Origin of the sequence: Archaeoglobus neptunius, assembly GCF_016757965.1 — an archaeon.
In the GTDB taxonomy this organism is placed as follows: Archaea; Halobacteriota; Archaeoglobi; order Archaeoglobales; family Archaeoglobaceae; genus Archaeoglobus; species Archaeoglobus neptunius.
This window is the reverse complement of record NZ_JAEKIW010000001.1, coordinates 127551-153217: the sequence shown is the minus strand read 5'-3', so window position 1 is coordinate 153217 and position 25667 is coordinate 127551. Positions and strand designations below refer to the sequence as shown.

Here is a 25667-nt window from a genome sequence, read left to right as displayed (position 1 = left end):
AGTGTGTATTGACGGAGACCACAAAAAGATACCTACTCACAAAAAATATTGAAAAATCACTCTTCTCCGAAAGCGGACAGGTAGACAAGCTCGATTATGTCTCTTACATCCATTGATTTGTCGAATTTCTGCGTCTTCAGTCCATCCTCAAGCATTATCATGCAGAAGGGGCATGCAACTGCAAGGATATCTGCCCCAGTTTCTGCAGCTTCTTTTGCTCTGATATTGTTCGGTCTGAATTTTCCCGGATACTCTCCCACAATATTCCCATTTCCACCTCCACAGCAGAAGCTCATGCTCCTGTTTCTCGGCATTTCAACAAGTTTCACTCCCGGAATAAGTTTTAACACCTCTCTCGGAAGTTCGTAAACGCCATTGTACCTCCCGAGGTAGCACGGGTCGTGGTAAGTAACCTTCCTGTCAATCGGATGCTTGAGCTGAAGCTTTCCAGATTTGATCGCCTCGTAAATAATCTCGAGGGCGAATTTAACCTCATATCCGTCATATTCGTTCTTCAGTGTGTTATAGCAGTGAGGCGAGGCAGTAACTATCTTTTTCACACCGTACTTTTCAAACGTCTTTATGTTCTCCTCAGCAAGAAGTTCGAAAAGCCCCTCCTCACCTGCTCTTCTCACATCGTTACCACAGCATCCCTCCTCCCTGCCCAAAATGGCGAAGTTTAGTCCAATCTCGTTGAATATCCTGGCAAGCTTGAGGGTCACGCTGGTGTTTCTGTTATCGAAACTGTGAGCACAGCCCACAAACCAGAGCCACTCGAATTCGGGTTTGTCCTTTACCGTTGGAACCTCAACCTCGCTTTTCTTGGTCCAGTCGGATCTCTTGAATTTGCCCACTCCCCATGGATTTTTCTGTTTCTGTATGTTCGTTAGAAAGTCTGCTATGTGCTTTGGTGCTCCCCCGGCCTCTACAATCGCCTTCCTCGCAGCGACCATAAGCTCACTGGGACGAGCTTCTCTCGGGCATGTCACAGTGCAGTGCCTGCAAACCAGACAGAGCCAGACGTCATCGTTATCGAGCAAAACTTCATTCGCTCCAAGCTGTGCATATCTCATAAGCCTTCTTGGAAATAAATGTTCGTTATCGTTGACGGGGCAGATCGCAGTACAGTTGCCGCAGTTGAAGCACTCAAAAATCCTCTCCATCCCAAAATCTTCGAGAATTTCAGCAAACCTCTCAATGTTTTCAGCTTCAATCCTCATTTTCCTCACCTTCCACAAGCCTGTACCTGTAATACCCCCCTTCTTCTCCCTCCTCCTCTATCTGTCCGTACTTCCTCATGGTCATTATGTACCATGTGACAACAGGAGATGGCAGTTGAGTCTCATCGGCAATTTCGGGAATTGTTTTTGCCCCGCTTTTCAGTGATTCCGCAATCTTCTTTCTTATCTGCCTCTGCTCCTTCAGCTTTGCAAGTGCATCCCTATTCGGCCCAACACCTTTTTCTCTGAGACGTCTGAGTGTGGACGTTTTATTCTCCATTTTCACACCTCCAGAAGTGCGTCTATCATCTTTCTGAGCTGATCGTAGTAGTATCCCCTGAGATTGATTGCTTCAACCGGGCAAATGCCTGCACAGGCTCCGCAACCTCTGCACAGTGCCCCGTTTACAACTGCCACTTTCGATCCCCCTATTTCAGACATGGATATTGCTCCGGAGGGGCATTCAGCAACGCAGTCTTCGCAGGCGTTGCATTTTTCAGCATCAATCTCTGCAATGAATGGCTCAAGCTCGGTGTATCCCTTAAGCAGATAGGTTGCAGCCTTTGCTGCCGCTGCTGAAGCCGAAGCTGAGGTTTCCATCACATCTTTCGGAGACTGACAGGTACCGGCGATCAAAACCCCTCCAATAGCGGTCTCTACCGGACGGAGTTTGGGATGAACCTCCTGGAGAAATCCATCCCTGCTGAAAGGAATTTTGAGCATCCCGTAAATCTCGCTCTCGGCTAGCTCCATTCCAGTCACCAGGACAACGAGATCAACCGGAATTTCCACCTCTTCACCGAAGGTAAGCTGATCTCTGACTTTAACGAGAAGTTTCTCTCCCTCCGTCCTGACTTCAGGTGGCGAGTCAGGAGTGAATCGGAAAAAGAGCATTCTGTTCTTCCCTGCATCTTCATAATATGTCTCGTATTTTCCGTAAGTTCTGATGTCTCTGTAGATATGGTAACTCCTGATTCCAAGCTCCTTTGCTGCCAGTGCAGCGTTTATCGTGGCGGTGCAGCAGTACCTTGAGCAGTACTCATGCTCATCATTTCTGCTACCCACACAGTAAATGAACGCCACATCCCTGACTTCCCTTCCATCATACGTTAATTTCCCGTTACTTAAAGCCAGCAAACGCTCGAATTGTGGTAGTGTGATAATGCCTTTCCTTCCAAAGCCGAACTCTCCCTCTTTCGGAGTATAGGGTTTGAATCCCGTGGCCATTATAATCATGCTCGCTTCTATGTCAACAACCTCTGATTGCTGGTTAAGGTCAATCGCCTCCCCGCAAACCTTTACGCATTCACCGCACCTGTTGCAGCTTGCGATATCAATGGCAGGTAGTTCTGGATAGGTAGGGATCTGATATATCGCCTTTCTTTTCCTCAAACCTTCATTGAACTCGTCGTCAACCTCAACGGGACATTTCTCCATCGCCTCCTCAAATCTATCGCACTCCCCCACAACAAACCTCGGTCTGACTTTTATTCTGACCTGAAAGTTGCCCACACTCCCTGTTACAGATAAAACCTCTGCACCGGTGAGCAGCCTGATCTTACCACTTTTCATCTCTTCGATCAGCTCCCTGATAACCTCGCTCCCCGGCTTTCCTTCCGGATAAGCCTTGTAACCCTTCGCAATCCACCCGCCAACAAAGTGCTCCTTCTCCACAAGATGCACATCAACACCCATTTTTGCAAGATCAACAGCGGCCCTCATTCCTGCGAGCCCGGCACCTATAACAAGAGCAGTGGGTTTTACATCGAGCCTTATTTCAGATAGCTCTCTTGCAAGGCTCACCTTGGCAACTCCTGCTTTAACAAGTCTGATTGCCTTTTCGGTGGCCTCTTCCGGGCTGTGTTTATGTACCCAGCTTACGTGTTCCCTGATGTTGACCTGTTCATAGACATAGGGGTTCATTCCTCCCCTAGAAACAGCAGATCGGAATGTTTTCTCATGGAGGTGAGGAGAGCAGGATGCAACAACAATACCATTAAGATCGTACTTCCTGATATCTTCCTCTATCAACTTCTGTCCCGGATCAGAGCACATGAAGACATAGGTTCTAGCTACCACAACTTCAGGGATTTTTCCAACAGCCTCGGCAACCCTCTCGACATCCACGACGTCCGATATGTTTCCCCCGCAATGACATATGTAAACGCCTATTCTGTCCCTCATTTTCTCACCTCCAAAGCCTTCAGATACGCCATGCACTGCGAGGCTGCAGCATTTGCCTCTGCTATTGTGTCTGGAATGTCTTTAGGCCCGGCAGCACATCCTGCAACGAATACACCGCTGACGTTTGTTTCAACAGGATTTGTCGACTTCTGCTGCATTACAAAGCCAAATGGGTCAAGTTCCAGACCCTCAACAATTTCTGCAACATCCGGATTCGCCAGAAGACCAATGGAAAGAACGACCATGTCATACACCTCTTCCTCAATCTCCCCTGTCTCAAAGTTTTCGACTCTGACAGCAATGTCACCATTCTCCTTCTCCTCAAGTTTGGCCACCCTGCCCTTGACGAACCTTATTCCCATGTCACGGGCCATGTTGTAAAACTCCTCGAAACCCTTACCGTAAGCCCTGATATCCATGTAGTATATCGTAAAGTCGGCAAGCGGCAGAGCCGCTGAAAGCAGAATGGCCTGCTTTATCGAATACATGCAGCAGACACGGGAACAGATTGGGTTTCCAAGAGACTTATCTCTCGACCCGACACAAAGCACGAATGCAACCTTATCCGGGATCTTTCCATCTGAAGGGCGGACTATGGCGTTGTATGGTCTGGAGGGGGAAAGAATTCTTTCCATTTCGAGTGCATGCAGTACATTTGCAAATCTATCGTAGCCGTACTCTCTTTTCAGGGAGGGGTTGAATGGTTTAAATCCTGTGGCAACAATCACAGCTTTAACCCTCACCTCAATCTCTTCAGGCTGCTGAAGGAAGTCAACAGCATCCGTAGGGCAAACTCTTTCACACCTGCCACACATGGTACAGTTCTCGATATCGATCAGGGCTACACGAGGAGAAGCCATCGAAAACGGTATGTAGGCTGCTTTTCTACCCGCTAGACCAAAGTTAAACTCGTCAGGCAGAAATATCGGACATTCCTGTTCGCATCTACCACACCCTATGCATTTCTTTTCATCAATGTATCTTGGCTTTTTCAGAATTCTGACAGCAAAACCCTCCCCATCCCGGTTCTCAATTTTTTCGACCTCAGCATAAGTTAGCACTGTTATGTTCTCATGTTTTGATGTTGCCGCCATTTTTGGCGTGGTTATGCACCCTGCACAATCGGTTGTTGGAAAAACCTTGCTGAGCTGTATCATCCTGCCACCGAGACTCGGTGAAGATTCCACAAGGAGAACTTTAAAACCCGCATCGGCAAGAGTGAGGGATGATTCCATTCCCGCTATTCCCCCACCGATTACGAGCACGTCATACTCCACAGGAGTCACCTCTTTACCGGCCCAAGCCGAGAAAGTGTCTCTTTAAATTCTTTCGTTTTGCCGACAAGAGTCTCAACGCAGGTTGAGCAAACTCCAGACATCAGCAGTCTTTCAGGTTCTATCCCTCTTCCCTTCATAAGCTCGTAGGCTTTTTCTATCCTCTGTGAAGTTTTGCCAACGCACGATTCTCCAAGAAACGGGCAGTCAGGACCGCTTGATGCAACGAATACACCATCAAATCCCTTTTCAAAAGCGTAAATTATCAGTTCCGGTCTGAGCATGCTGGTGCATGGAATTCTCACGATGTAGGTGGCAACGGGGTACCATGCCTTCATCAATCCGGCCTGATCGGCTGCCCTGTAGGCCATTTCAGCCGCAAAAATAAGAATTTTTGGTTCTGGCATGATCCTCCTCAGACCTCTACTTTTTTCTGATAAGGTGCCTGTCGTACCCGCCCTCTTCTATGAATCCGAGATATTCGTCCCCGGTCTTCTTGCATAGGGTGGGCAGGTCTCTTCTCGTGCCTTTATCAGAAGACAGAATTTCAAGAATCTGACCCGACTTTACTTTAGTCAGAGCTTTTTTTGCCTCAAGCATTGGTCCCGGACAGCTCTGGCCACGAGCATCAACAACGACATCTGCTTTGAGGTTGGCAAGTTCTTCCCCCATTCTATCACCTCTCAGAACTTTTTCCCGGTATCTCATCTTTCCGGAAAACTTAAAAAGGTAAAGGGGAATTTCCTTGTTTATAAACACTGCGGAGGAAAGTTATTTTTTATAAATATGTAAAAACCTCGTTGGAATATTAAACGATAAGGTTGGTTGGTTATCTGATGAAGTTCGTGATTGTGGCTTTAAGCGGAGAGTTGGAGAAACTTCAGGCAGTTGCCGCTCTTGCCTCAGGAGCAGCGGTAATGGGGATGCAGGTAAGGATCTTTGTTGCTATGGATGCACTTGCATCGTTCCGCAAAAGTGTTGCAGAGAGCAGAGGATGGAAAGTCGCCGGAGATGCGGGCAAAGCTTTGCTTAAGACCGATAAAACCTTCATTGACTATCTCAAAGACGCCAGAGAGGTGGGTGATGTGAAGCTGTATATCTGCCAGGACTCTATGAACCTGCTTCAGGCTACGACCGACGACTTTGCTGACGTCTTTGATGAGGTGACCACCGTTACAGGCTTCTTTGAAATTGCGGAAGGGGCTGCACCACTGGTTATCTGATCCGAGGTGAGTGAAAATGAAGAGGGTATTTTTGTGGAGTATGAATGGGCCTGAAAACGCTGAAAAAGCCATTTTGCCGTTCATAATTGGAAATGCAGCCTTTGTACACGATGCGGAAGTCATAATCTGCCTCATAGGACCGGCCGTCTGGCTAGCAAAAAAAGGTATTGCTGAGCATGTGATGTGCTGCAAGTGGAAGCTAAAGGAGCTGATGGATAAGTTCCTAGAACAGGGTGGAAAACTTCTTGTTTGCTCTCCTTGTCTTGCAGAAAGGGAAATAAATGAAGAAGAGCTGATAGATGGGGCCACCATAACCGGTGCTGTGGAATCACTGGAGCTTGCTGCTGAAGCAGATATAGACGTTTCGTTCTAATTTTTTAAATTAAGTTTCAGGCGAATAATGTAAAAAATCTCATTTTAAAAAATTTAAATTGATTTGCCAAGATTTTTGGCAAATGCAAGCATAAATCCAAGAGCTCTCTGCACATCCGGATCTCTGAGAGCTTTCAAAGCTCCGGTAAGACCTGCAGGTTCAAACTCCCTAGTCTTTTTGAAAGCATCAATTAGCTTCTCCACCTGCTGAATCATCTCGTCGTCCACCGAAAGAGCCAGAGAAAGAATCAGCTCCAGATTTTTAGTCGCTACATCCTGCACGTCTTCATCCAAAAACTCCTCCGGAAGTTTTCTGATTCCAGGCACCATCTCGGAGAAGTTCACTAGCTCGTCAAGTATTCCATTTCTTTCCAGGTAAATGAGCTTGTCCATTGCGGCCAGAATTGCATCACCGTTTTCAGCAAGCTTTTCCATCATTCTGGTTAAAACATCAGCGGCTTTCGTCTCGAAATCTGCAATCATGTCCTGATTTAAATCTCCCTTAAATTAAATTTTTGCTTTTGAGATTAATAACAAATAATTTCGATAAAAAACTTAGGAAAGTTTAAATAAGCCACGTCCTCCACGAATTTAAAATATTGTTCTCTGGGGTGAAACGATGGTAAGAACCGAGATTGGGAGGTTGCAGGAGCATCCAATTGTTGATTTCAGGAGGGGAAAGGAAGTTACGATCTACTTTAACGGTAAACCGATAAAAGCTTTTGAAGGGGAAACCGTTGCAGCCGCACTTTATGCTGCAGGAGTCAGAGTTTTCAGCAGATCTTTCAGATGGCACAGGCCAAGAGGCTTTTTCTGTGCCATAGGGAAGTGTTCAGCGTGCATGATGGAGGTGGACGGAATACCCAACGTAAGAACGTGCAAGGTTTACGTTAGAGACGGTATGCAGGTCAGAACACAGAGCGGAATGCCAGATGCGGAAAAGGACATGTTCTCAATACTCGATGATGTTATTGACAAGGTATTCCCTCACGGCAGCCACTATTCAAAATTCACCACGTCAAAGAAGGCAAGGGAATTCATGGTAAAGAGAATGAGGAAATTCACAGGCTTTGGAAATCCACCAAAGGCCGTGTTCAGCGGTAATGCGGACTACGAAGAAATTGAAACCGATATTCTTGTTGTGGGTGGTGGTCCGGGCGGAATGTCTGCCGCAATAAACGCCGGAAAATACGGGGCCAAGGTACTTCTCGTCGATGAAAACCCATTCCTGGGTGGTCAGCTTGTTAAACAGACCCACAGGTTCTTCGGTTCGGCAAAGGAGAGGGCAGGTACGAGAGGTATAAGAATCTCCCAGATTCTGGAGGACGAGCTGATGAGCATTGAAAACGTTGAGGTAAGGAAAGAGACAAGGGTTTTCGGAATCTACAACGGAGAGGCAGGAGCATACCAGAGAATTGACGAAAATTACGGTAAACTACTTAGAATAAAAGCAAAGAAGATTGTGGTGGCCACAGGAGCTTATGAAAGAACTCTTGTCTTTGAGAACAATGACCTCCCGGGAGTTTATGGTGCTGGCGGTGTGCAGACGCTTATGAATGTCTACGGCATAAAACCGGGAAATATGGGGCTTATAGTTGGATCCGGCAACGTTGGTCTGATTCTCACGTATCAGCTCATGCAGGCAGGAGTTAACGTTGCAGCCATAGTTGAGGCCATGCCGCGGATCGGTGGCTACTTCGTCCATGCGGCAAAAGTTCGCCGTCTCGGTGTACCAATTTACGTCAGACATACAATTCTGAAGGCTACAGGTAAGAAGAGTGTTGAGGGAGCAGTCATAGCACGGCTGGACGATAAATGGCAACCGATCCCCGGAACGGAGAAGAAAATAGACTGCGATTTTATCTGCGTTGCAGTTGGCCTCTCACCCACCCACGAACTGCTGTATCAGGCCGGATGCAAGATGAAGTTCGTTCCTGAACTTGGTGGAATCGTTCCATTGAGGTCAAGATTCAACGAAACCAGTGTAACGGGTCTCTACGTGGCAGGTGATGTGGCAGGAATTGAGGAAGCGACAGCAGCCATTATGGAGGGAAGAATTGCAGGGATCCACGCAGCAGTCACTCTCGGCTATGGGGGAGATGAGGCAAAGAAGGAGCTTGATGAAGCCGTCAGGGAAATCGAAGAGTTCAGAGCCGGTCCGTTTGGAGAGAGAATCGTATGCGGGCTCGAAAAGTGCACTCTTGAGAGCGAGGTGATGCTATGAAATACCTCGAGAGGGGTTATCTGGAGAGAGATGAGCTTCCACCGTTCCCCAGTGAAGAAAGGTTGAAGAAAAAGGCCGTGGCCTACATAGAGTGCCCTCAACCCATCCCATGCAGTCCGTGCTATGAATCATGTCCGGCGAACGCAATTCAGATGAACAACATTAACGATCCTCCGAAAGTCGACTATGAGAAGTGCACAGGATGCATGAAGTGTATCAGGGTATGCCCGGGTCTTGCAATTTTCATGCTCAGGCTCAGGGACGATGGAAAGGGAGAGGTGACACTGCAGTACGAATTTCTGCCCTGGCTCAAAAAGGGTGACATTGTAAAGCTGTACAACCGCAAAGGTGAGGAAATTGGAGAAGGAGTCGTTAACTGGGTTTTACCACCGGAAAGAAACGACAACACGTCGCTTGTCAGAGTTGAAGTTGATGCAGACCTGATTTTTGAGGTCAGAGCGGTTAGGCCCGCGGGGTGGGAAAGATGAAGGACAGGAAGGTTGTTTGCAGGTGTGAGGATCTGACTGAAGAGGAGATCATACATGCAATTGAGCTCGGTTACGACGATCTTGAGAGTCTCAAGAGATTCACCGGAGCAACAACAGGCCCCTGTCAGGGTAAGGGGTGCCTAATGCATATAATAAGGATCCTGAGCCAGAAGACAGGAAAGAGTGTCGATGAAATCGGAGTTACAACTCAAAGACAGCCTGTAAACCCGGTACCACTATACATTTTAGCAGCAAAGAAGGGTGATGAGAAATGATCAGGGTTGCGATTGTCGGTGGAGGGATAGCAGGGCTTTCAGCAGCATACTTCCTTGCCAGGAAGGGAGCGGATGTGAGTGTTTTCGAACAAAAATATCTGCTTTATGGTGCAAGTGGAAGAAATTCTGGTGGATTAACTGCTCAATTTGTGAATGAGCCATTAATAAAACTGGCCCTGAGAAGCCTTGAACTTTACGACCGGATTCAAACCGAAACCGGATTTAATTTTCTTCTCAGGAAGGATGGTTACATCAAAATTGCGGACGAGAAGAATGAGGATGCTCTAAAGAATGAAGTGGATTTCCAGAAGAAAGCCGGAGTGAATGTTAGGATTGTTGATCCGGATTTTGTCAGAAATCTGTTCCCGGACATCAACACACAGACCTTTACAGCTGCTGCATATTTTGCTGACGGTGGAGTTGTTTTCCCCTGGCCAGTTATATGGGGTCTGGCAAAGGGATGCAGAGAGCTGGGGGTGAAGATCTACGACTACACTCCCGTCAGAGTTGAGGTTAAAGGGAACGAAGTTCTGGGTGTCAGGGCTGACAGTGAATTGCACAAGGCCGACTACGTGATCAACGCTGCAGGTGCGTGGAGTAACGAGATAAGCAGGCAGGCCGGGATTGAGCTTGGTAACAGGGTGTTCAGAGAGGAGATATGCGTTACAGAGAGCTTAAAGCCCTACCTCGATCCGTACATTCTTGACGTCTCCACAGGGGTGTACATAAGCCAGTCCATGAGAGGGGAGATAGTTGGAGGAATTCTCGGAAAGGAGGCGGAAGAAGTGAGTGTGAAATCGAGTCTGGATTTCCTGACAGCTTACGCCAGAAGGGTTACAGAGCTCGTTCCAAAGCTCAGAGGCATGTCCATTCTCAGGCAGTGGGCCGGAGCATACGATGTCGGCAGAAACGGCATGCCCGTGATAGGAACAACAAAGGTAAAGGGATTCATACAGCTCAACGGATTCGGCAGAAACGGCATGTCCCTTGCACTGGCAGCAGGGGAGGGTGTGGCGGAACTCGTGTTAAAAGGAAAAAGCAGAATTGTTCAACCGTTTAATCCCTAATTTTTTGTGTAATACAATTGTATTACAAAACAAAGTCTTATCTTCCAACTGATTGCTGAAACATCATGGCCTATCAGTTTGTTAAAGGTCAGAGTGACGTGATCCAGCTCTGCAGGGAAAAAGCAACCTTTCTTCTTGTTATCGGCAACACCAGGACCGCCGAAGTTCCGGGGATTACCGTAGCTGGGGCCAATCCAGAACTGATCAAGTACACACCTCCGGCAGACGCAGAACTGCTCTATCACGGCAGATGTCTGTCGATAGACTCGGTTCCAGCAACTCCAGACGGAAAGCCAACCCCGGCTTTGATTTCATACACCGCCCTGAGGCTGACAGGCATACCATTCTTTGTGGTGAATTCGGGGCTGATGGTAGAACCGAAAATACCGTACATTGATCTGAATGCCCCGGTTGGTGAAAACATTGCCGATAGTAGAGCAATGGATAGGGATGCAGTTGAAAAAGTGCTTGAGAGGGGTAAAATTCTTGGAAAGCAGATCTCAAAGCTGAGTGATGTACTTATTGTTGGTGAAAGTATTCCCGCCGGTACGACGACTGCTGCCGCAATTCTGAAGGCTCTTGGACTGAATCCCGCAGTGTCCTCCAGTATGCCCGATAATCCTGTTGATTTGAAGAGGAAAGTAATCGAGGAAGCTGTAAAAAGGGTGAAAAGTGCAGATCCTCTTGAAATACTTGCCGCAGTTGGTGATCCTGTTATGCTTGGGGTTATAGGAATCGCATTAGGATCTGATAAGCCTCTGATTCTTGCTGGAGGAACGCAGATGGTAGCGATGGCAAATCTGATTTCGCAGATGGATGAAGTTGAGGCCGTTATCGCCACGACCCGGTATGTTGCCGCAGATCCAAACGCCGATCTATCGCTCTCTCCATATCCTGTTGTATCTGCTGACCCCATGCTCGCAAAGTCAAGGTATGAGGGGTTGAGGGCTTTCAGCAAGGGTTTTGTAAAGGAGGGTGTTGGTGCCGGGGGTTTGACACTTGCATCCTACATACGAGGCATCACTCCCGAAACATTTCTCCGTGAGATTGAAAAAGACTACGAAACCATAATACTCTAAATTTCATTTTTTGAGAGATATTAAACCAAAAAATTTAAATACGAATGCTTCAAATCTTCAATAATGTCACAATTAATGCTACTTAAACTAAACAGAAATGGCAAGATACTGAGCGTTTATGGCCTACCAAAGGGAATAAAAGGAAAGAGGTTCGAAGATGTGTTCGAGATTTCTGGCAATTGTGCCCGACTGAACGGTAGATCCTTTGCAGTTTCCAGATTTGACTCTGACGACGGTTCACTGGTAGTTCTCCTCCCCGAACAGGCCGAAGTCACACTGGATGATATCCCGATCGGCATAGTTGTGCTTCAGGATGGAAAAATAGTCTACGCAAATAATGTTGCAGAGAAGGTTATGGGATACACCAGGGATGAGATAGAGTCCATGGATCTGTGCAAGTCCAGGGAAGTGAGCATGCAAAAGATAAGGGCAATATATGAAAGATGTATTAAAGAAGGCAAGTTCTTACGGGAAGAGCTGAAGGTCAATCTTAAAAGCGGTGTGGACCTTTTTGTTGAGGTGCTTGCTTCTAAGGGGTACTACATGGGAAGACCGGCGATAATATGTGCATTTATAGATATAAACAGGAGAAAGGAACTTGAAGAGCTCTTCCTCACCCTCACAAACCAGACATTTGTGGCAGTGTACATAATTCAGGACGGAAAGTTTGTGTTTCTAAACGAAATGGCCACAATATCGGGATACACGATCGACGAGCTGTATGAAATGGATCCATTTCAACTCGTTCATCCGGAAGACAGGAAACAGGTGATTGCAAACTACATCAGGAGAATCGCAGGAGAGCAGGTAGAAGTCCCGTATCGATTCAGACTCATTAAAAAAGATGGGGAGGTACTGTATGTCGACGCTATCGCTGCCAGGGTTTTCTACAGGGGAAAACCTGCTGTTATGGGCATACTGATAGACAGAACTGAAGACGTTGAGAGGGAAGAAAAGCTAAAGAGGTATGAGAGGTTTTTCAGACAGTCAAAGGACATGTTCTTCATTATCGACAGGGAAGGAAGGTTCGTTGACGTGAATCCAAGATACAGGGAGATCCTGGGTTACGATTACTCCGAGTTGCTGGGTAAAACGTCAAGACTTATTGCTGTTGAGGAGGACATAGACCTCCTCAGGGAGAATTTCAAAAGAGTGCTGAATGGGGAAAGTGTAAAGTTCACGTTCAGGATAAGGCGAAAAAACGGTGACGTGAGGATTTGTGAGGTTGTTGAGTGGCCCGTTTTTAAGGATGGGAGGGTTACCGGTGCTGAGGGTGTTCTGAGAGATATTACCGACAGAATCGTAACAGAAACAGAGTTGAAAACCAAAAATGAGCTGCTCAAAACTGTGAGTGAGATAAATGAACTGATTTTGAAGGAAAAAGATGAATATGCCCTGCTTTCGAAGGTCTGCAGATTTTTCTCCAAATTGAGGAATACCGACTCATGGGCCTGGATCGTGGAAAAACACAGGGTACTTAAAGCCACACCACTATCTCCGGAATGTGGGCTGGCAGACAGAAGTAAGCAAGGAGAGATAATTTACGAAAAGTGTTCCTGCCCGATGAGCAGGGCAAAAAGCCTGGCGGTACCGATAAAGCACAACGGAAATGTTTACGGTGTCGTTGTACTATGTTCTGTTGGTAATTTGAGTGATGATGAATTGAAGATCCTCGAAAAGCTTGGCGAAAACCTTGGATTTGCAATCACTTCTTATAGGGCAGAGAGGGACAGAAAAATTGCGTTCAATCTGTTACTTGAGAATCTCGAACAGTTTGAATCTCTGGCGGATAAACTGAGGAATCCAGTCGCCATCATTTCAGGTTTCATAGAAATCAAAGATGATATAGGGTGTGAAAGGGTGGTGAAGGAAATTGAGAATCATGCCGGGAGGATAAAAGAGATTCTCGACGAACTGCGGTTGCAGGAGACTCTGACGTATTTTATTCTGCGTGGGGGAAAAGTTTAAGTAGCTTGGAGTAAAAATAAACGAAATCGGAAATGAGGTGTTGAAATTGAGTGAATTTGGACGCGAATTTGGCCGTGCGCCGCCTGTGGAGGTTGGAGATATAAGAGAAGTTAGAATCGAAGCTGTGGGTTCAGAAGGAGACGGTATAGCAAAAGTCGACGGTTTTGTGGTATTCGTACCCGGAGTCAAGGTTGACGATGTTGTAACGATCAGGATTACAAAGGTGCTTCGAAAATACGGGTTTGCAGAACTTATTGAATAAAAATATTAAAAAAATTTAAAGTTTGTTCAAAAGGTCCTCTATATCGACCAACAAATTTTTTATTTCCTGAATATCGTTTTTCATCTCTTCGATTTTGTCGTAGCCTTCGTCCCTGATCATTGCTCCGTACTGGGTCGGGACAATAATGCCAGATTGCTCAAGAACACGCAGGGAATACCTAACCCTGTGTTTGGGCATATTCAAAATATCTGACAGCTTAAATATCCCGACCGGCTGTTTCTCCATCACAGTCTTGAGCACCAGCAGATGCCTGTACACTATTTCCGCCTCACTCTTCAACTTTCTGAACACCATGATTATGGTAGTCACTAACGTATATAAAAATTATGTTAACAAGAGATTAACTCCCTACACACACAGTCAATCGAGCTCAACAACCTCAAGTACCTCCAGCGGTATACGGGGCATACGTTTTCCTATCTCGTATTTAGATATTTTTGCGGCATGCTCAGCGCTTTTTGCATTGAAAACCTTCATTTCAAGGATTAATCCGACAAGAGCCATTCCTGCGACCATGAACACAGATTTAAGCGGACTATCGCATTTCGGACAGGCAGTATCTCCGACATCAATTTTAACGAAATCGAGATCCGGATTGAGTCTCTTCCCGGCTTCAGCCACAGCTATGTTCATTGCATCTTCCAAGCTTCTAGCCTTCTTCACTATCCACGCTGCCTGGAGAATCACAAGGTAGTCTGGCATCCGAATAAAGTTGGGGAGGTGTTATATAAACTGTTTCTGAATTTTTTATCGTTTTTGATTCCCTCAAGAATTTAAAATTTTTGATATATAGGCCCAGAAGCGAATAAAAGGAAGAAAGGCTTATATGTTGGGTTAATAAGGGCAATTTGATGTCGGAAAACGTAGCTGTTATAGGTATAGGACATTCAAAGTTTGGGACCAGAAAGGACGTGAACATAGCTGAACTCTGCTGGGAGTCTATGAAACCAGCATTTGAGACTGCAAATCTAGAACCAAAAGACATAGACTTCTTCGTCGTGAGTAATGCTGGAATGTGGAGCAGTGAAGCTGCTGTTCCGGCTTTAATTGCTGAGTACGCTGATCTTGCTCCCAAAGGCTCAATGAGGGTTGAGGCAGCATGTGCAAGCGGTAGCGCCGCAGTGAGGATTGGGTACACTGCTATAAAGTCAGGAATGGCAGATATTGCGCTCGTTCTGGGCGTTGAGAAAATGCAAGAATCGCCGAATCCAAACGTAATCGAGTTGATTGGCAGATTCGGAAGCTACTTCTGGGAGTTCGAGAATTTCGGCCTTACATTTCCAGCATACTATGCCCTGCACGGAACTGCGTACATGATGAAGTACGGAGCAACTGAAGAAGACTATGCAAAGGTTGCTGTAAAGAACCACTACTACGGAGCTAAGAACCCCTATGCCCAGTTCCAGAGAGAAATAGATGTGGAGACAGTCCTGAAGAGCCCGTATGTCGCATGGCCTTTTAAGCTCTTCGATTGTTCACCAATCACAGACGGTTCTGCATGCGTTATCCTTGCAAGTGAGGAGAAAGTGAAGGAGCTTGGAATTGATGAGAAGGTCTGGATTCTCGGACAGGGGGTTGGTACGGGTACAGCAAATCTGAGCAGGAGAGAAGAGTTTACTTCTCTAGCATCAGCAAGATACGCTGCTGAACAGGCATACAGAATGGCCGGAATAGATCTGGACGACCCGGTTAAGTATCTCGACGGGGCAAACGTCCACGATTGCTTTACAGCCCCCGAGATCATTGCTTACGAAGACCTCAGATTTTGCAAGAGGGGAGAGGGATACAAACTTATCAGAGATGAGCAGACATACATTGGCGGAAAGATTCCCGTGAATGTTGATGGAGGGCTAAAGTCAAAGGGACACCCGATCGGAGCCACTGGCGTAAGTCAGGCTGTGGAGGCTTACAAACAGCTCCTGCAGAAGGCAGAACCCGGGAGGCAGGCAGACATCACCAAAGGAAGATGGCTTGCCCACAATGTTGGCGGTACAGGTCACTACAGCTATGTAACGGTTTACGGGCTTGAAAAGAGGTGATTGGAATGGACAAAATGAAAGAGCAGGTTATGAAGAATATGGAAGAATTAGGCTTTCCAGTAATTGTCGACGAGAAAAGCGGAGCGTTACAATGGGTCGACATGAGAGAACTCAGGCTCAGATACTTCATATCTATTGAAAACATCAAGCCGTTCTACGAGGGCCTTAAAGAGGGGAAGCTCATGGGTACCAAGTGTAAAAAATGCGGGAGGCTCTTCTTCCCACCCCAGAAGGATTGCCCAAGCTGCATGGATTCAGATATCGAGTGGATTGAGCTAAAGAATGAGGGCACTCTGGAAACAATGACCGTGGTGTTTGTAAAACCGCCATCATTTGGCATGTACGACCCCTATCCGGTAGCAATTGCAAAGCTTGATGATGGGCCCAGAATTCTTGCCTGGTATAATGGCGATCCACAGCAGGTTAAGCCGGGACAGAGGGTTAAGGTTCAGGTTAGCAGAAGGAAGGAAGGTTATCTGATGTATGAGCTCGTTCCTCTGTGAGGTGGTGGTATGGAGGTAAAGAAAATCTGTATTCTTGGTGCAGGAGCTATGGGAAGCGGTATAGCACAGGTATGTGCTACCGCTGGCTACGAAGTTTGGGTTAGAGATATAAAGCAGGAGTTTTTGGACAGAGGAAAAGCGGTGATTGAGAAGAATCTCCAGAGGGCTGTTTCAAAGGGGAAAATAAAGGAAGAAAAAGCAAAGGAAATCCTTGAAAGAATACATTTTACCCTTGACATGGAAGAAGCGGTTAAGGATGTCGATCTTGTTATCGAAGCTGTCCCAGAAATAATGGATCTTAAAAAGCAGGTCTTTGCAGAAGTTCAAAAGTATGCCAAGCCTGAATGCGTGTTTGCCAGCAACACGTCTGGTTTGAGCATCACAGAACTTGGAAACTCCACCGACAGACCCGAGAAGTTCCTCGGTCTTCACTTCTTCAACCCGCCACCCGTGATGGCCCTTGTCGAGGTTATCAAGGGTGAGAATACCAGTGACGAGACGATAAAGTTCGGTGTCGAGTTCGTAAAAAGCATTGGAAAGGTACCGGTTGTTGTTAAGAAGGACGTTGCAGGGTTCATTGTTAACAGAATACTCGTGCCATACCTCGTCCTGGCAATTGACGACGTCGAGAAGGGAGTGGCAACCAAGGAGGAGATTGATGCAACAATGATGTACAAGTACAGCTTCCCGATGGGACCGATTGAGCTTTCAGACTTCGTTGGTTTGGACATCCTATACCATGCAGGGCAGCAGTGGGATATAGTCCCGCCATCAAAGCTTCTCGCTGAGAAATTTGAGGCAAAGGAGCTTGGAATGAAGTCTGGAAAAGGATTCTACGACTGGAGCGCGGGCAGGCCAAAGATCCCGCAGGAACTTGCCGGAAAGTACGATGCTGTCAGACTGATAGCACCCATGGTAAACATTGCAGCAGATTTAATTGCGATGGGCGTTGCAGAGCCAAAGGACATTGACACAGCAATGAAACTTGGAACAAACATGCCAAAGGGGCCGTGTGAGCTTGGAGATGAGATCGGCCTTGACGTGATACTGGCGAAGGAAGAGGAACTCTACAAGGAGAAGGGATTCGAAATTCTGAAGCCATCCGAGTACCTGAAGAAAATGGTCAGCGATGGTAAGCTCGGAGTAAAGAGTGGCGAGGGCTTTTATAACTACAAGGGAGGAGAGGTAACCTTCAAGAACATCGAAATCGAGAAGGATGTCGAGAACAAAATTGCAAAACTCATAATAAACCGCCCGCAGAGGCTCAATGCCCTGTCTCTCGAAACGCTGGATGAAATCTTCGAAGCATTGAGACTGCTTGAGAAGGACGATGAGGTGAGAGTTGTTGTTATCACGGGAGCGGGAGACAAGGCATTCTCGGCCGGATTCGACCTTCAGACTGCAATGCAGGATCCGTCTGCACTGGCTCCAGCCAACGCAATGATGATCGCTGCGAAGGGGCAGTGGGTGTTCACACAGATTGAGAGGTTCCCCAAGCCTGTTATTGCTGCCATAAATGGATATGCCTTTGGAGGAGGTTGTGAACTCGCTCTGGCATGCGACTTCAGAATAATGAAGAGGGGCGGCAAGATTGGTCTGACAGAGATTACTCTTGCACTTATACCGGGCTGGGGTGGAACTCAGAGATTGCCGAAGCTCGTTGGCCTTACTAAAGCCAAGGAAATGATAATGCTCGGCAGAAGGGTTGATGCCGATGAAGCGGAAAGAATCGGTCTGGTCAACAAAGCCGTGGATCCGGATAAGTTCGAGGAAGAAGTGATGGCTCTGGCCAAGGAGCTCGCTGCTGGACCGCCAGTAAGTCTGAGGGCGGCGAAATACGCGATTAACTTCGGCTACGAACTTCCAGCAGAACTTGGACAGGCAATCGAGGCGGGATTCTTTGCCGTTGCAACCTCAACTCAGGATGTGATGGAAGGAGTTTCAGCCTTCTTCCAGAGGAGAAAGCCGGAATTCAAAGGAAAGTAAAAATTTCTTCTTCAAATTTTTAAAAATGGGAAATTTTTTATTCAGGTCAAGATCATGGTGAGAGGAGGTGGTTAAATGAAAATAATCGTGCTTGCGAAACATGCTCCCGATCCGGAGTCAGAGATAAGTGTGGCGAGTGACGGAAAAAGCGTTAGCCAGAGTGGTCTAGTCTACGATATAAACGACTGGGACAGGTATGCCGTTGAAGAGGCCATCAGAATCAAAGAGGAAAGAGATGGTGAAGTTGTTGTCGTGGGTGTGGGTACAAGCTGCGATGATACCCTCAGAAAATGCCTCGCAATGGGTGCGGACAGGGCAATAAAAATACCGGTAGATACGAGCTTTGACGCATATCAGACTGCGGAGGTTATAAAAGAGGCGCTCAAGGATGAGGAGTTTGATATTATAATGGCAGGTCTGATGAGCCAGGACCTGAACAATGCTCAGGTTGGCGTTTTGCTGGCAGCAATGCTCGATCTGCCTGTTGCCACAGCAGTTGCTGAGATGAAGGTGGAGGACGGAAAGGTTATCGCAAAGAGGGAGCTTGAGGGAGGATATCTCGAGGAGGTAGAGCTGCCAACCCCATGTGTTCTGACGATACAGAGTGGTATCAACGAGCCGAGATACGTGTCAATCATGGGTATAAAAAGAGCAAAATCCAAAGAGATGAAGGAAGTCAACGTTTCTCCAACGATCTCAACGCTTGAGATCGAGAAAATGTATCTCCCGCCTGTCAAGAAGGCCGAAATGATTGAGGGGGATGCTTCAGAGATAGCTGAGAAGCTTATAGCAATATTCAAAGAGAGGGGGTTGATATAATGAAGGTGTTCTGCATTGCTGAATACAGGTTTGACGAGCTCAACCCGCTGAGCATAGAAATCCTAAATCTGGCGAACCAGATAAAGGGGGACGGAACAGCAGAGGCAGTGGTTATCGGGAAGGACGTTGGAAAGTATGCAGAGGAGCTTGTCAAATATGCCGACAGAGTGTGGAAGGTCGAGGATGATGCTCTCGAGAACTACACCCCTGACCTTTACGTCGATGTGCTGCTGCAGCTTGTTGAGAAGGAAAACCCCGATCTGATTCTGGTGGGTAACACATCTCAGGGAAGTGAGTTTGCCCCCTACCTTGCTGCAAAGCTGAACGCTCCCCTTGCTACCGATGTTGTTGCAGTTGATACCAGCGATGGCGTGAAAGTCTCCAGATATCTCATGCAGGGGAAGCTGATGGTAGACCTGAAACTGAAATCGACACCATGTGTTCTGACAATCAGACAGGGCATTTTCAAGGAAGGATCGGAAGTTGGAGGAGAGATCGTAGATGCAGGAATTAAGCCGTCCAGGGAATCAAAGAGGAAATTCATCAGCTACATTGAGCCTGAAGTCGGAGAGGTTGACATCACCCAGGCAGACATCATCGTTTCGGTCGGAAGGGGGATTGAAGACGCATCAAACATCGAGCTGGCTGAGGAGCTAGCAGAGTTGCTTGGTGGTGTTGTTGCAGGAAGCAGGCCGGTAATAGACAACGGATGGTTGCCAAAGGACAGACAGGTTGGTATATCGGGTAAGGTCGTTAAGCCAAAGCTCTACCTCGCTCTCGGCATCAGCGGAGCTTTCCAGCATGTTATGGGAATGAAGGACAGCGAGCTCATAATTGCGATAAACAAAGACCCAGAGGCGCCTATATTCGGTGTGGCACACTACGGTGTTGTGGCTGACCTTTTCGATGTTGTTCCTGAGCTTATTGATAAGTTAAAAGAGCTTAAAGGTTAATTTTTTACTTTTTTATCCGAAATGCAACTGTAATATTAGTAGAACCAGAGCTCCGGCAGACAGAAACAGAATGTCTCTCAGATCAATTACCGGTTTTGCCTCCATCATAACCCCCTCCCCTTACTATTACTACGCACGCAATGTATTTAAATTTTTTTCCTATAGATAAGGTAAAATCTTATAATTACCATCATTATCATGGCACTTAACCATAATTTTTTTAAAAACATAATCAAAATTTAATCATGTATATTTTGGCACTCGACATGAGACAGTCCGACTGCCCGTTCATAGATACCTCAGAAGACTTCGATGTCAGCTATCTGCTAACGTACTTTGACTTCCAAAACGAGAGAGCCTTATCAACGAGGTTTTACATGTCTGCCCCAGACCCGGAAGAGCTTCAGAATTGTCTTGAGTCCCTCGGAACTAAACCTAAAATACTGAATATCGAACTCCTTTCCCGCGAAGGCAGTCTGGCCCTTCTTACAACGACAGTAGAACACACCAACGCTATGGATATAATTAAAAGAAACCACGGCTACATCGTGGGGCCATTCACAGTCAAAAACGGAAGAGAGGTATGGAGAGTTGGTTTTGATAAGAAGTCCGAAAGGGACAATGCCCTTTACGAACTCGAAAAGACAAATGACTTTAAGATCAGAAAACATCACAGGCTGACTCTGGAGGAGTTTTCAAAGGTCATAGAAAACCTCCCGGTTCTGGTTGAGTTGCTGAATTCAGTAGAGAATATGACACTCACAGAAAAATTAACGCTGAGAGGAGCAATAAAGCTCGGATTCTACGACGATCCAAGGAAAGCGAGTATTAAAGACCTTTCTGAGATCTACAGAATTTCGAGAGCTGGAGTGTCGAAGAACATAAGGAGAGCGGAGAGAAGAATAATGCCTGTGATAGAGAAATTGATCTCGACAAAGTTGAAAGAAGACTTATTTGACTGAGGTCACCACCTTTAAGTTCTGCAAGAAATCAATTACGTATCTGTTGAATTCCTCCGGGTTCTCCATTTTTGTTAGATGTGCTGAATTGTCGATTATTCGCAGCGTTGACTTCGGTATTTTGTTTACGAGGTATTCGGTCAGTCTGGGAGGAGTGGTAACGTCGTATTCTCCAACCAAAACCAGTGTCGGGACATCTATTTTCGGCAGAACATGTCTGTAATCGGAATTCAAGAATGCCACCGTGACCTTCGTGTAGTACTCTCTGTCGTTCTTCCTTATCATATCTTTGAAAAACTCTACAAGCTCCGGGTTGTTAGAGTGGAACGAAATATCCGCAATGTACTCCGATATTTTTTCCATCCCGGACTCGTTTAAAATTTTCAGCCTTGTTTCCAGTGTTTTTTTAAGCAGAGTTGGTGGGAGATGGGAGATTGTATCTGCAAGAACCATTGATTTTACGTATTCAGGATATTTTTCGTAAAGGGCTAAGCATATAACTCCGCCCATTGAGAATCCTATTAGATTGGCTTTTTTGAGATCTAAATGGTCTATCAGATTTTTCACATCCATTACGAAATCATCAATACCGCCTATCCCATCTGGAATTTCCGACTTTCCAAAACCTCTCAGATCGAGAGCTACAACTCTGAAATACTTCGATAATTCAGGGATTTGAAATTTCCAGCTTTCGATACACTCGCCAAGTCCGTGAATCAGTACTACGGGCTCACCGTTTCCAACATCGACGTATCTAATTCTCCAGCCATCGGAATAAAAATAATTTTCTTTAAGCTCCATTATCATGTGTAGAATTCAAACACCCAAATAAGCTTTTCTGATTTCGGGTTTTTCGATAAGATCAGTGCAGTATCCCTGAATGGCTATCTCCCCGTTTTCGAGCACGTATCCTCTTTTGGCAATTCTGAAGCAGTTGTGCACGTACTGCTCAACTATCAGCACAGCCAAGCCCCTATCGTTGAGGGTTTCCAGAACCGAGAATAGTTCAAGCACCAGGGAGGGCTGCAATCCCAGAGATGGCTCGTCAAGCATTAGGAGCTTTGGATTTGACATTAACGCTCTTGCAATCGCTAACATTCTCTGCTCCCCACCGCTCAAACTTCTTGCCTTCTGGTTTATCCTCTCTTTGAGTTTGGGAAATAGCTCGAACACAAACTCGAGATTTTCCTCCATCTTATCCCTCGCTGAGGGTATGTGTGCTGCACCCAGTTCGATATTTTCCAGAACCGTCATCTCTGGAAACAATTCTCTTTCCTGAGGGACTAAAGAGATTCCCATTCTGCTTATCAGATGGGGCGGCAAGTTCGTCATCTCCGTTCCATCAAAGACTATTCTGCCACTTTCAGCTTTTATAAAGCCCGCAATCGCATTGAGCAAAGTTGTCTTTCCGGCACCGTTAGATCCAACCAGAGCAACGGTCTCCTTTTCACCAACGCTAAGTGACACATCTCTCAGTACCTGCAGCTTACCGTAATAAACATTCAAACCCTCTACTTCAAGCAAGACTTTCATACGCCTCACCCAGATAGGCCTTTACAACTTCCGGATTTTTTGCAACATCTTCGTACACCCCTTCTGCGATCTTTCTGCCCTGATCCATGACGATAACCCTGTCGGATACCTTCTTTACAACCTTCATAACGTGCTCTATCAGAATGATAGATATCCCTTCCTCCCTTATCCTTCCGACCAGAGGTAGAAACTCGTCGAGTTCATGTGCGGCGAGGCCGGTCATTATCTCGTCTAAAAGCAAAATTTCGGGTTCTGTTGCCAGAGCTCGTGCCAATTCAAGTTTTTTCAGCTCCAGAGTGGTCAGTGATTCAATTCCGTAATCTGCTTTTTCCGATAGCTCGACGAACTCAAGAACCTTTGTTGCCTCTTTTCTGGCCTCGGAAATTGATATTTTGCCCCCTCTACCGAAAAGACAACCGACCATGACATTTTCTAGAACACTCAGGTCTGGTAAAGGGGAGAGAATTTGAAAGGTTCTACCTATGCCCATTTTACATCTTGCATCCGGCCCCAATTTGGTTATGTCTCTGCCTTTATACATCAATTTTCCACTATCGGGATAGTAAACTCCCGATATCAGGTTCAGTAAAGTCGTTTTTCCAGCTCCATTCGGTCCGATGATTGACAGAATCTCTCGATCATTCAGCTCGAAGCTCAGCTCATTTACTGCCACCAGTCCTCCAAATCTCTTAGTCAGGTTTATACCTTCGATTATTGCCACGTGATCACCTTGATAAAAATCTAAAAAATTTAAAATTAATTACCTTTCTGACCATTTTGGAACCGGATACACTACATTTTCCACAGCTATTTCAGGCGGATATACGGGGATTTGCTTACTCTCCCTCCACTGGAATCCGACACCGTTCCCATCCGTGAATCCTTGGTGCTTTATGTACTTACTTGGGGCGAACCTCAGTGTGCCCATCGGTGTGTTAAGCTCAACCTGTTCGAGACCCTTTATCAACTTATCTTTCTCCACACTTCCCGCCTTCTCTATTCCCTTAGCCACAGCCATTATCGTGGAATAGCCGATAACTGCGAAATAGTTGAGTGGGGCAACACCGTACTCTTCCTTGTACTTCTCTACGAATTTCTTGCTTTCTTCCGTTGGTAGGTATTCGTTCCAGTAGGATATGCCGATGACGTACTCGGACTCCTTAGATTGCATGAACTCCTTTGACCAGCTCGGTGGGCTGCCGGCTATAATTTTCGGATTGAAGTCGAGTTCTTTACATTGCAGAACAATTGGCAAAGCGTCAACCTCGTAACCGACCCATAGCAAAGCATCAGGGTTGAGCTGCTTTGCTCTGGTTATCAGAGACCTGAAATCTCCCGAACCGCTTGTAAATTCAAGCGAGTCGAGAACCTGTATTCCGTAATCGGGGAAAGTCTCCTCTATCTGTTTCTTGGAACCGGTTCCAAATGCTCCACTTTCGTAGAACAGAACTATGCTTTTTACTCCAATATCCTTCAGGAACTTTGCGTAGAACTTTACGTTGTGGTAATCGTACGGATGTACGTGGAAGAACCAGTCATCATCTTTGAATTTTTCCTCGAAAGGAGAGTATGCGGCACCAACGATGAGCGTCACCTTTTGATACCTTTTTAGATCCGGTATAACTCCTGCAAACACCGAGCTGGACATTATTCCTGTCAAAACATCGACATTCTCTATTTCGGCGAGTCTTTTCACTGCCGATTTTGCAGCGTCAGGGTTCGTCTTAGTGTCTTCGAATATTATTTTAATAGGTCTTCCCAGAACTCCTCCTGCAGAATTTATCTCCTTTTCAGCAAGTTTCATACCTCTTTGCAACTCTAAACCCGTGAGAGAACCCGGGCCTGTTAGTGGAATTGCTGCACCAATTTTAATGGGTTCTTTCGTTTCTGTTGTAGGGGTCTTTTCGGATTCGGACGGTTGCTGAACAGCTTGCTGGGCACAGCCGGCCAAAAGCAGCGCCACTAATAAGACAATCACAGCAGCACTTCTGATCGTTTTCACAACTCCTCTCATGGAGAAAATTGTTAGAATTTTCAGTTATAAAATGTTAAGTTAACCAGTTAACGTTTTTGCATTTAAACAAGGATTGTTGGGTAACCCAAAGAGCAGGTGCAAAACCCGCAGAATGTTCGCTGTCGGTGCTGAATTCATTCTTTTAACTCCTGTTCAAATGTAGGCTTAAGCTTTGGCATATCTCTTTTTACAACCTCCCAAACTCTTATAGGCATGTATAACCTTATCTCTCATTCCAGCTATACTTCGCCAAGGAATGTCGGATATTCTTTTCCAACTACAATTTTACAAAAGACATGGAATCCGGATGACTTTGTTAAGGATACCAAAAATTCCATTGCATTACCATAGCTTCTATGTAATCACCGATCTTCCTTTTCATAGACATATCAACATCACTCCCTTTTTTGCCTCCCCTCTTAAATAAGAGCCGTAGGTGCCCATTTCTTTTTCGTGTTTTCTTTATTTCGTCAAGAGATCATTTTTGCCGCCTAATTACTTTATTTTACTCTCAGTTTTAAATATTTTCAAGGCAGCGTGCGGAATTTTTGCTAACGTTTGGAAGTATCCGAAGTTCCGAGTGAAGCGAGGAATTTGGTTAAGCAAAGTGAAGTCGGATATGCTCCTGTTAGGCGAAGTTTCGTCATTTGTAAATGCTCTTTCTGTGTCCAAATCAATATCAAATATGACTCTATAATCACCTATTCTGAATCTGTATGTTCCTATCTTGGGATGTATCAATTTTCTGGCATACTTAAAAGGTTCCTTAGCATATTCCTTTAGTTTCGTAGCGATTCTATCTTGAGCCTCTTTATCAAGGTTTTTCCAATCTTTCAACGCCCTTTGGGTAAATACTACTTTATACATCAGAGATTTCCTCAAGATATTTTATTCTGCCCTCTTTATAATCAGTTCTCGCCTCTTCAATTGAGCGTAGGTATTCATCGCTTGAAAGTGCCACCATATCCTCGATTAAATCTTCAAGACTTTCTTTGACTGCATCTGATATCAAGGACTTCAACTCTCCGACTGTTACATCCTTCACTTTCATTTCCATTGTCAACGCCTCCTTCTACTGACTACAATTATAAGAAATTTCGCCTAACGTTTTGGGGATAAACGAAGTGCTACAAGGCATTTGGACGAGCGTAAGCGAGTCGTTTATCCGCTGTTCAACGACCCGATAGGGCAAATCCCGAAGGGA

The 25667-nt window shown here is 46.0% G+C and carries 31 protein-coding genes; 15 read left to right on the top strand and 16 right to left on the bottom strand.

Annotated features, from left to right (window positions below):
- Window positions 1-56: 56 nt before the first annotated feature.
- Genes JFQ59_RS00855 through JFQ59_RS00830 form a run of 6 tightly spaced genes read right to left on the bottom strand, consistent with a single transcriptional unit; the run spans window position 57 to window position 5350 of the window.
- Window positions 57-1220 (bottom strand): (Fe-S)-binding protein, encoded by a 1164-nt coding sequence (locus JFQ59_RS00855; RefSeq protein ID WP_202318499.1) that lies wholly within the window; start codon window positions 1218-1220, stop codon window positions 57-59.
- The gene (locus JFQ59_RS00850; protein WP_202318498.1) at window positions 1210-1500 is read right to left on the bottom strand and encodes a hypothetical protein; all 291 of its coding nucleotides are present in this window, start codon (window positions 1498-1500) and stop codon (window positions 1210-1212) included. Before JFQ59_RS00850 ends, JFQ59_RS00855 begins: the two co-directional genes overlap by 11 nt.
- 2 nt (window positions 1501-1502) lie before the next feature.
- Window positions 1503-3404 (bottom strand): CoB--CoM heterodisulfide reductase iron-sulfur subunit A family protein, encoded by a 1902-nt coding sequence (locus JFQ59_RS00845; RefSeq protein WP_202318497.1) that lies wholly within the window; start codon window positions 3402-3404, stop codon window positions 1503-1505.
- Complete coding sequence (locus tag JFQ59_RS00840) at window positions 3401-4681, bottom strand: FAD-dependent oxidoreductase (RefSeq protein ID WP_202318496.1); 1281 nt, start codon at window positions 4679-4681, stop codon at window positions 3401-3403. Before JFQ59_RS00840 ends, JFQ59_RS00845 begins: the two co-directional genes overlap by 4 nt.
- A 5-nt stretch (window positions 4682-4686) precedes the next feature.
- Window positions 4687-5085, bottom strand: a complete 399-nt coding sequence (locus JFQ59_RS00835; RefSeq protein ID WP_202318495.1) for a hydrogenase iron-sulfur subunit — start codon at window positions 5083-5085, stop codon at window positions 4687-4689.
- A 16-nt stretch (window positions 5086-5101) separates the two neighbouring features.
- Window positions 5102-5350 (bottom strand): sulfurtransferase TusA family protein, encoded by a 249-nt coding sequence (locus JFQ59_RS00830; protein ID WP_202318494.1) that lies wholly within the window; start codon window positions 5348-5350, stop codon window positions 5102-5104.
- Window positions 5351-5514: 164 nt separating this feature from the next.
- On the opposite strand from JFQ59_RS00830, the gene JFQ59_RS00825 reads away from it, so the two are divergent.
- Window positions 5515-5901, top strand: coding sequence for a DsrE family protein (locus tag JFQ59_RS00825; RefSeq protein ID WP_202318493.1), 387 nt, complete (start codon window positions 5515-5517; stop codon window positions 5899-5901).
- A 16-nt stretch (window positions 5902-5917) separates the two neighbouring features.
- Window positions 5918-6274 carry a DsrE family protein gene (locus tag JFQ59_RS00820; protein WP_202318492.1) on the top strand — a complete coding sequence of 119 codons (357 nt, stop codon included), beginning with the start codon at window positions 5918-5920 and terminating at the stop codon, window positions 6272-6274.
- A gap of 53 nt (window positions 6275-6327) precedes the next feature.
- Here JFQ59_RS00820 and JFQ59_RS00815 read toward each other — a convergent pair whose 3' ends face one another.
- On the bottom strand, window positions 6328-6756 hold the full coding sequence (locus tag JFQ59_RS00815) for a DUF1641 domain-containing protein (protein ID WP_202318491.1): 429 nt from the start codon (window positions 6754-6756) through the stop codon (window positions 6328-6330).
- Window positions 6757-6892: 136 nt separating this feature from the next.
- Here JFQ59_RS00815 and JFQ59_RS00810 point away from each other — a divergent pair, with 136 nt between their 5' ends.
- The 7 genes from JFQ59_RS00810 (at window position 6893) to JFQ59_RS00780 (ending at window position 13636) form a co-directional block, all read left to right on the top strand.
- The gene (locus tag JFQ59_RS00810) at window positions 6893-8497 is read left to right on the top strand and encodes an FAD-dependent oxidoreductase (protein WP_202318490.1); all 1605 of its coding nucleotides are present in this window, start codon (window positions 6893-6895) and stop codon (window positions 8495-8497) included.
- Entirely contained in the window at window positions 8494-8985 is a 492-nt protein-coding gene (locus JFQ59_RS00805) for a 4Fe-4S dicluster domain-containing protein (protein WP_202318489.1), read from the top strand. Before JFQ59_RS00810 ends, JFQ59_RS00805 begins: the two co-directional genes overlap by 4 nt.
- On the top strand, window positions 8982-9260 hold the full coding sequence (locus JFQ59_RS00800; protein ID WP_202318488.1) for a (2Fe-2S)-binding protein: 279 nt from the start codon (window positions 8982-8984) through the stop codon (window positions 9258-9260). The genes JFQ59_RS00805 and JFQ59_RS00800 overlap by 4 nt, the downstream gene beginning before the upstream one ends.
- Window positions 9257-10327 (top strand): NAD(P)/FAD-dependent oxidoreductase, encoded by a 1071-nt coding sequence (locus JFQ59_RS00795; RefSeq protein WP_230972172.1) that lies wholly within the window; start codon window positions 9257-9259, stop codon window positions 10325-10327. Before JFQ59_RS00800 ends, JFQ59_RS00795 begins: the two co-directional genes overlap by 4 nt.
- Before the next feature lie 65 nt (window positions 10328-10392).
- On the top strand, window positions 10393-11406 hold the full coding sequence (gene cobT / locus JFQ59_RS00790; RefSeq protein ID WP_202318487.1) for a nicotinate mononucleotide-dependent phosphoribosyltransferase CobT: 1014 nt from the start codon (window positions 10393-10395) through the stop codon (window positions 11404-11406).
- Between the two features lie 63 nt (window positions 11407-11469).
- The gene (locus tag JFQ59_RS00785) at window positions 11470-13374 is read left to right on the top strand and encodes a PAS domain S-box protein (RefSeq protein WP_202318486.1); all 1905 of its coding nucleotides are present in this window, start codon (window positions 11470-11472) and stop codon (window positions 13372-13374) included.
- A gap of 46 nt (window positions 13375-13420) precedes the next feature.
- On the top strand, window positions 13421-13636 hold the full coding sequence (locus JFQ59_RS00780; protein ID WP_202318485.1) for a TRAM domain-containing protein: 216 nt from the start codon (window positions 13421-13423) through the stop codon (window positions 13634-13636).
- 15 nt (window positions 13637-13651) lie between these two features.
- Here JFQ59_RS00780 and JFQ59_RS00775 read toward each other — a convergent pair whose 3' ends face one another.
- Both JFQ59_RS00775 and JFQ59_RS00770 read right to left on the bottom strand, forming a co-directional pair.
- Window positions 13652-13951 (bottom strand): hypothetical protein, encoded by a 300-nt coding sequence (locus JFQ59_RS00775; protein ID WP_202318484.1) that lies wholly within the window; start codon window positions 13949-13951, stop codon window positions 13652-13654.
- Between the two features lie 66 nt (window positions 13952-14017).
- On the bottom strand, window positions 14018-14359 hold the full coding sequence (locus JFQ59_RS00770) for a DUF555 domain-containing protein (RefSeq protein WP_202318483.1): 342 nt from the start codon (window positions 14357-14359) through the stop codon (window positions 14018-14020).
- Window positions 14360-14508: 149 nt separating this feature from the next.
- Here JFQ59_RS00770 and JFQ59_RS00765 point away from each other — a divergent pair, with 149 nt between their 5' ends.
- The 6 genes from JFQ59_RS00765 (at window position 14509) to JFQ59_RS00740 (ending at window position 20919) form a co-directional block, all read left to right on the top strand.
- Complete coding sequence (locus JFQ59_RS00765) at window positions 14509-15696, top strand: thiolase domain-containing protein (protein WP_202318482.1); 1188 nt, start codon at window positions 14509-14511, stop codon at window positions 15694-15696.
- Between the two features lie 5 nt (window positions 15697-15701).
- On the top strand, window positions 15702-16199 hold the full coding sequence (locus JFQ59_RS00760) for a Zn-ribbon domain-containing OB-fold protein (RefSeq protein WP_202318481.1): 498 nt from the start codon (window positions 15702-15704) through the stop codon (window positions 16197-16199).
- 9 nt (window positions 16200-16208) lie between these two features.
- On the top strand, window positions 16209-18185 hold the full coding sequence (locus JFQ59_RS00755; RefSeq protein WP_202318480.1) for a 3-hydroxyacyl-CoA dehydrogenase/enoyl-CoA hydratase family protein: 1977 nt from the start codon (window positions 16209-16211) through the stop codon (window positions 18183-18185).
- A gap of 75 nt (window positions 18186-18260) precedes the next feature.
- Entirely contained in the window at window positions 18261-19004 is a 744-nt protein-coding gene (locus JFQ59_RS00750) for an electron transfer flavoprotein subunit beta/FixA family protein (protein WP_202318479.1), read from the top strand.
- Window positions 19004-19957, top strand: a complete 954-nt coding sequence (locus tag JFQ59_RS00745; RefSeq protein ID WP_202318478.1) for an electron transfer flavoprotein subunit alpha/FixB family protein — start codon at window positions 19004-19006, stop codon at window positions 19955-19957. Before JFQ59_RS00750 ends, JFQ59_RS00745 begins: the two co-directional genes overlap by 1 nt.
- Before the next feature lie 245 nt (window positions 19958-20202).
- Window positions 20203-20919, top strand: coding sequence for a helix-turn-helix domain-containing protein (locus JFQ59_RS00740; protein WP_202318477.1), 717 nt, complete (start codon window positions 20203-20205; stop codon window positions 20917-20919).
- Here JFQ59_RS00740 and JFQ59_RS00735 read toward each other — a convergent pair.
- The 7 genes from JFQ59_RS00735 to JFQ59_RS00710 form a co-directional block, all read right to left on the bottom strand.
- Complete coding sequence (locus tag JFQ59_RS00735; RefSeq protein ID WP_230972171.1) at window positions 20908-21723, bottom strand: alpha/beta fold hydrolase; 816 nt, start codon at window positions 21721-21723, stop codon at window positions 20908-20910. The genes JFQ59_RS00740 and JFQ59_RS00735 overlap by 12 nt on opposite strands.
- A gap of 9 nt (window positions 21724-21732) precedes the next feature.
- Entirely contained in the window at window positions 21733-22449 is a 717-nt protein-coding gene (locus JFQ59_RS00730) for an ABC transporter ATP-binding protein (protein ID WP_202318475.1), read from the bottom strand.
- A complete protein-coding gene (locus JFQ59_RS00725; RefSeq protein ID WP_202318474.1) occupies window positions 22433-23170 on the bottom strand; it encodes an ABC transporter ATP-binding protein in 738 nt (245 codons plus the stop codon). The genes JFQ59_RS00730 and JFQ59_RS00725 overlap by 17 nt, the downstream gene beginning before the upstream one ends.
- 39 nt (window positions 23171-23209) lie before the next feature.
- Window positions 23210-24463, bottom strand: a complete 1254-nt coding sequence (locus tag JFQ59_RS00720) for an ABC transporter substrate-binding protein (protein ID WP_202318473.1) — start codon at window positions 24461-24463, stop codon at window positions 23210-23212.
- A gap of 165 nt (window positions 24464-24628) precedes the next feature.
- Window positions 24629-24697, bottom strand: a complete 69-nt coding sequence (locus tag JFQ59_RS12725) for a hypothetical protein (protein ID WP_407928327.1) — start codon at window positions 24695-24697, stop codon at window positions 24629-24631.
- A gap of 261 nt (window positions 24698-24958) precedes the next feature.
- The gene (locus JFQ59_RS00715; protein WP_202318472.1) at window positions 24959-25330 is read right to left on the bottom strand and encodes a type II toxin-antitoxin system RelE family toxin; all 372 of its coding nucleotides are present in this window, start codon (window positions 25328-25330) and stop codon (window positions 24959-24961) included.
- Complete coding sequence (locus JFQ59_RS00710) at window positions 25323-25520, bottom strand: hypothetical protein (protein WP_202318471.1); 198 nt, start codon at window positions 25518-25520, stop codon at window positions 25323-25325. The genes JFQ59_RS00715 and JFQ59_RS00710 overlap by 8 nt, the downstream gene beginning before the upstream one ends.
- Between the last annotated feature and the right edge of the window lie 147 nt (window positions 25521-25667).

Coding starts and splice junctions, on each gene's coding strand:
- JFQ59_RS00805 (WP_202318489.1), top strand. CDS start 8,494: ATGAAATACCTCGAGAGGGGTTATCTGGAGAGAGATGAGCTTCCACCG.
- JFQ59_RS00820 (WP_202318492.1), top strand. CDS start 5,918: ATGAAGAGGGTATTTTTGTGGAGTATGAATGGGCCTGAAAACGCTGAA.
- cobT (WP_202318487.1), top strand. CDS start 10,393: ATGGCCTATCAGTTTGTTAAAGGTCAGAGTGACGTGATCCAGCTCTGC.
- JFQ59_RS00710 (WP_202318471.1), bottom strand. CDS start 25,520: ATGGAAATGAAAGTGAAGGATGTAACAGTCGGAGAGTTGAAGTCCTTG.
- JFQ59_RS00795 (WP_230972172.1), top strand. CDS start 9,257: ATGATCAGGGTTGCGATTGTCGGTGGAGGGATAGCAGGGCTTTCAGCA.
- JFQ59_RS00810 (WP_202318490.1), top strand. CDS start 6,893: ATGGTAAGAACCGAGATTGGGAGGTTGCAGGAGCATCCAATTGTTGAT.
- JFQ59_RS00770 (WP_202318483.1), bottom strand. CDS start 14,359: ATGCCAGACTACCTTGTGATTCTCCAGGCAGCGTGGATAGTGAAGAAG.
- JFQ59_RS00750 (WP_202318479.1), top strand. CDS start 18,261: ATGAAAATAATCGTGCTTGCGAAACATGCTCCCGATCCGGAGTCAGAG.
- JFQ59_RS00730 (WP_202318475.1), bottom strand. CDS start 22,449: ATGAAAGTCTTGCTTGAAGTAGAGGGTTTGAATGTTTATTACGGTAAG.
- JFQ59_RS00855 (WP_202318499.1), bottom strand. CDS start 1,220: ATGAGGATTGAAGCTGAAAACATTGAGAGGTTTGCTGAAATTCTCGAA.
- JFQ59_RS00775 (WP_202318484.1), bottom strand. CDS start 13,951: ATGGTGTTCAGAAAGTTGAAGAGTGAGGCGGAAATAGTGTACAGGCAT.
- JFQ59_RS00815 (WP_202318491.1), bottom strand. CDS start 6,756: ATGATTGCAGATTTCGAGACGAAAGCCGCTGATGTTTTAACCAGAATG.
- JFQ59_RS00800 (WP_202318488.1), top strand. CDS start 8,982: ATGAAGGACAGGAAGGTTGTTTGCAGGTGTGAGGATCTGACTGAAGAG.
- JFQ59_RS00765 (WP_202318482.1), top strand. CDS start 14,509: ATGTCGGAAAACGTAGCTGTTATAGGTATAGGACATTCAAAGTTTGGG.
- JFQ59_RS00845 (WP_202318497.1), bottom strand. CDS start 3,404: ATGAGGGACAGAATAGGCGTTTACATATGTCATTGCGGGGGAAACATA.
- JFQ59_RS00830 (WP_202318494.1), bottom strand. CDS start 5,350: ATGGGGGAAGAACTTGCCAACCTCAAAGCAGATGTCGTTGTTGATGCT.
- JFQ59_RS00745 (WP_202318478.1), top strand. CDS start 19,004: ATGAAGGTGTTCTGCATTGCTGAATACAGGTTTGACGAGCTCAACCCG.
- JFQ59_RS00835 (WP_202318495.1), bottom strand. CDS start 5,085: ATGCCAGAACCAAAAATTCTTATTTTTGCGGCTGAAATGGCCTACAGG.
- JFQ59_RS00850 (WP_202318498.1), bottom strand. CDS start 1,500: ATGGAGAATAAAACGTCCACACTCAGACGTCTCAGAGAAAAAGGTGTT.
- JFQ59_RS00740 (WP_202318477.1), top strand. CDS start 20,203: ATGTATATTTTGGCACTCGACATGAGACAGTCCGACTGCCCGTTCATA.
- JFQ59_RS00755 (WP_202318480.1), top strand. CDS start 16,209: ATGGAGGTAAAGAAAATCTGTATTCTTGGTGCAGGAGCTATGGGAAGC.
- JFQ59_RS00785 (WP_202318486.1), top strand. CDS start 11,470: ATGTCACAATTAATGCTACTTAAACTAAACAGAAATGGCAAGATACTG.
- JFQ59_RS00760 (WP_202318481.1), top strand. CDS start 15,702: ATGGACAAAATGAAAGAGCAGGTTATGAAGAATATGGAAGAATTAGGC.
- JFQ59_RS00825 (WP_202318493.1), top strand. CDS start 5,515: ATGAAGTTCGTGATTGTGGCTTTAAGCGGAGAGTTGGAGAAACTTCAG.
- JFQ59_RS00715 (WP_202318472.1), bottom strand. CDS start 25,330: ATGTATAAAGTAGTATTTACCCAAAGGGCGTTGAAAGATTGGAAAAAC.
- JFQ59_RS00735 (WP_230972171.1), bottom strand. CDS start 21,723: ATGATAATGGAGCTTAAAGAAAATTATTTTTATTCCGATGGCTGGAGA.
- JFQ59_RS00720 (WP_202318473.1), bottom strand. CDS start 24,463: ATGAGAGGAGTTGTGAAAACGATCAGAAGTGCTGCTGTGATTGTCTTA.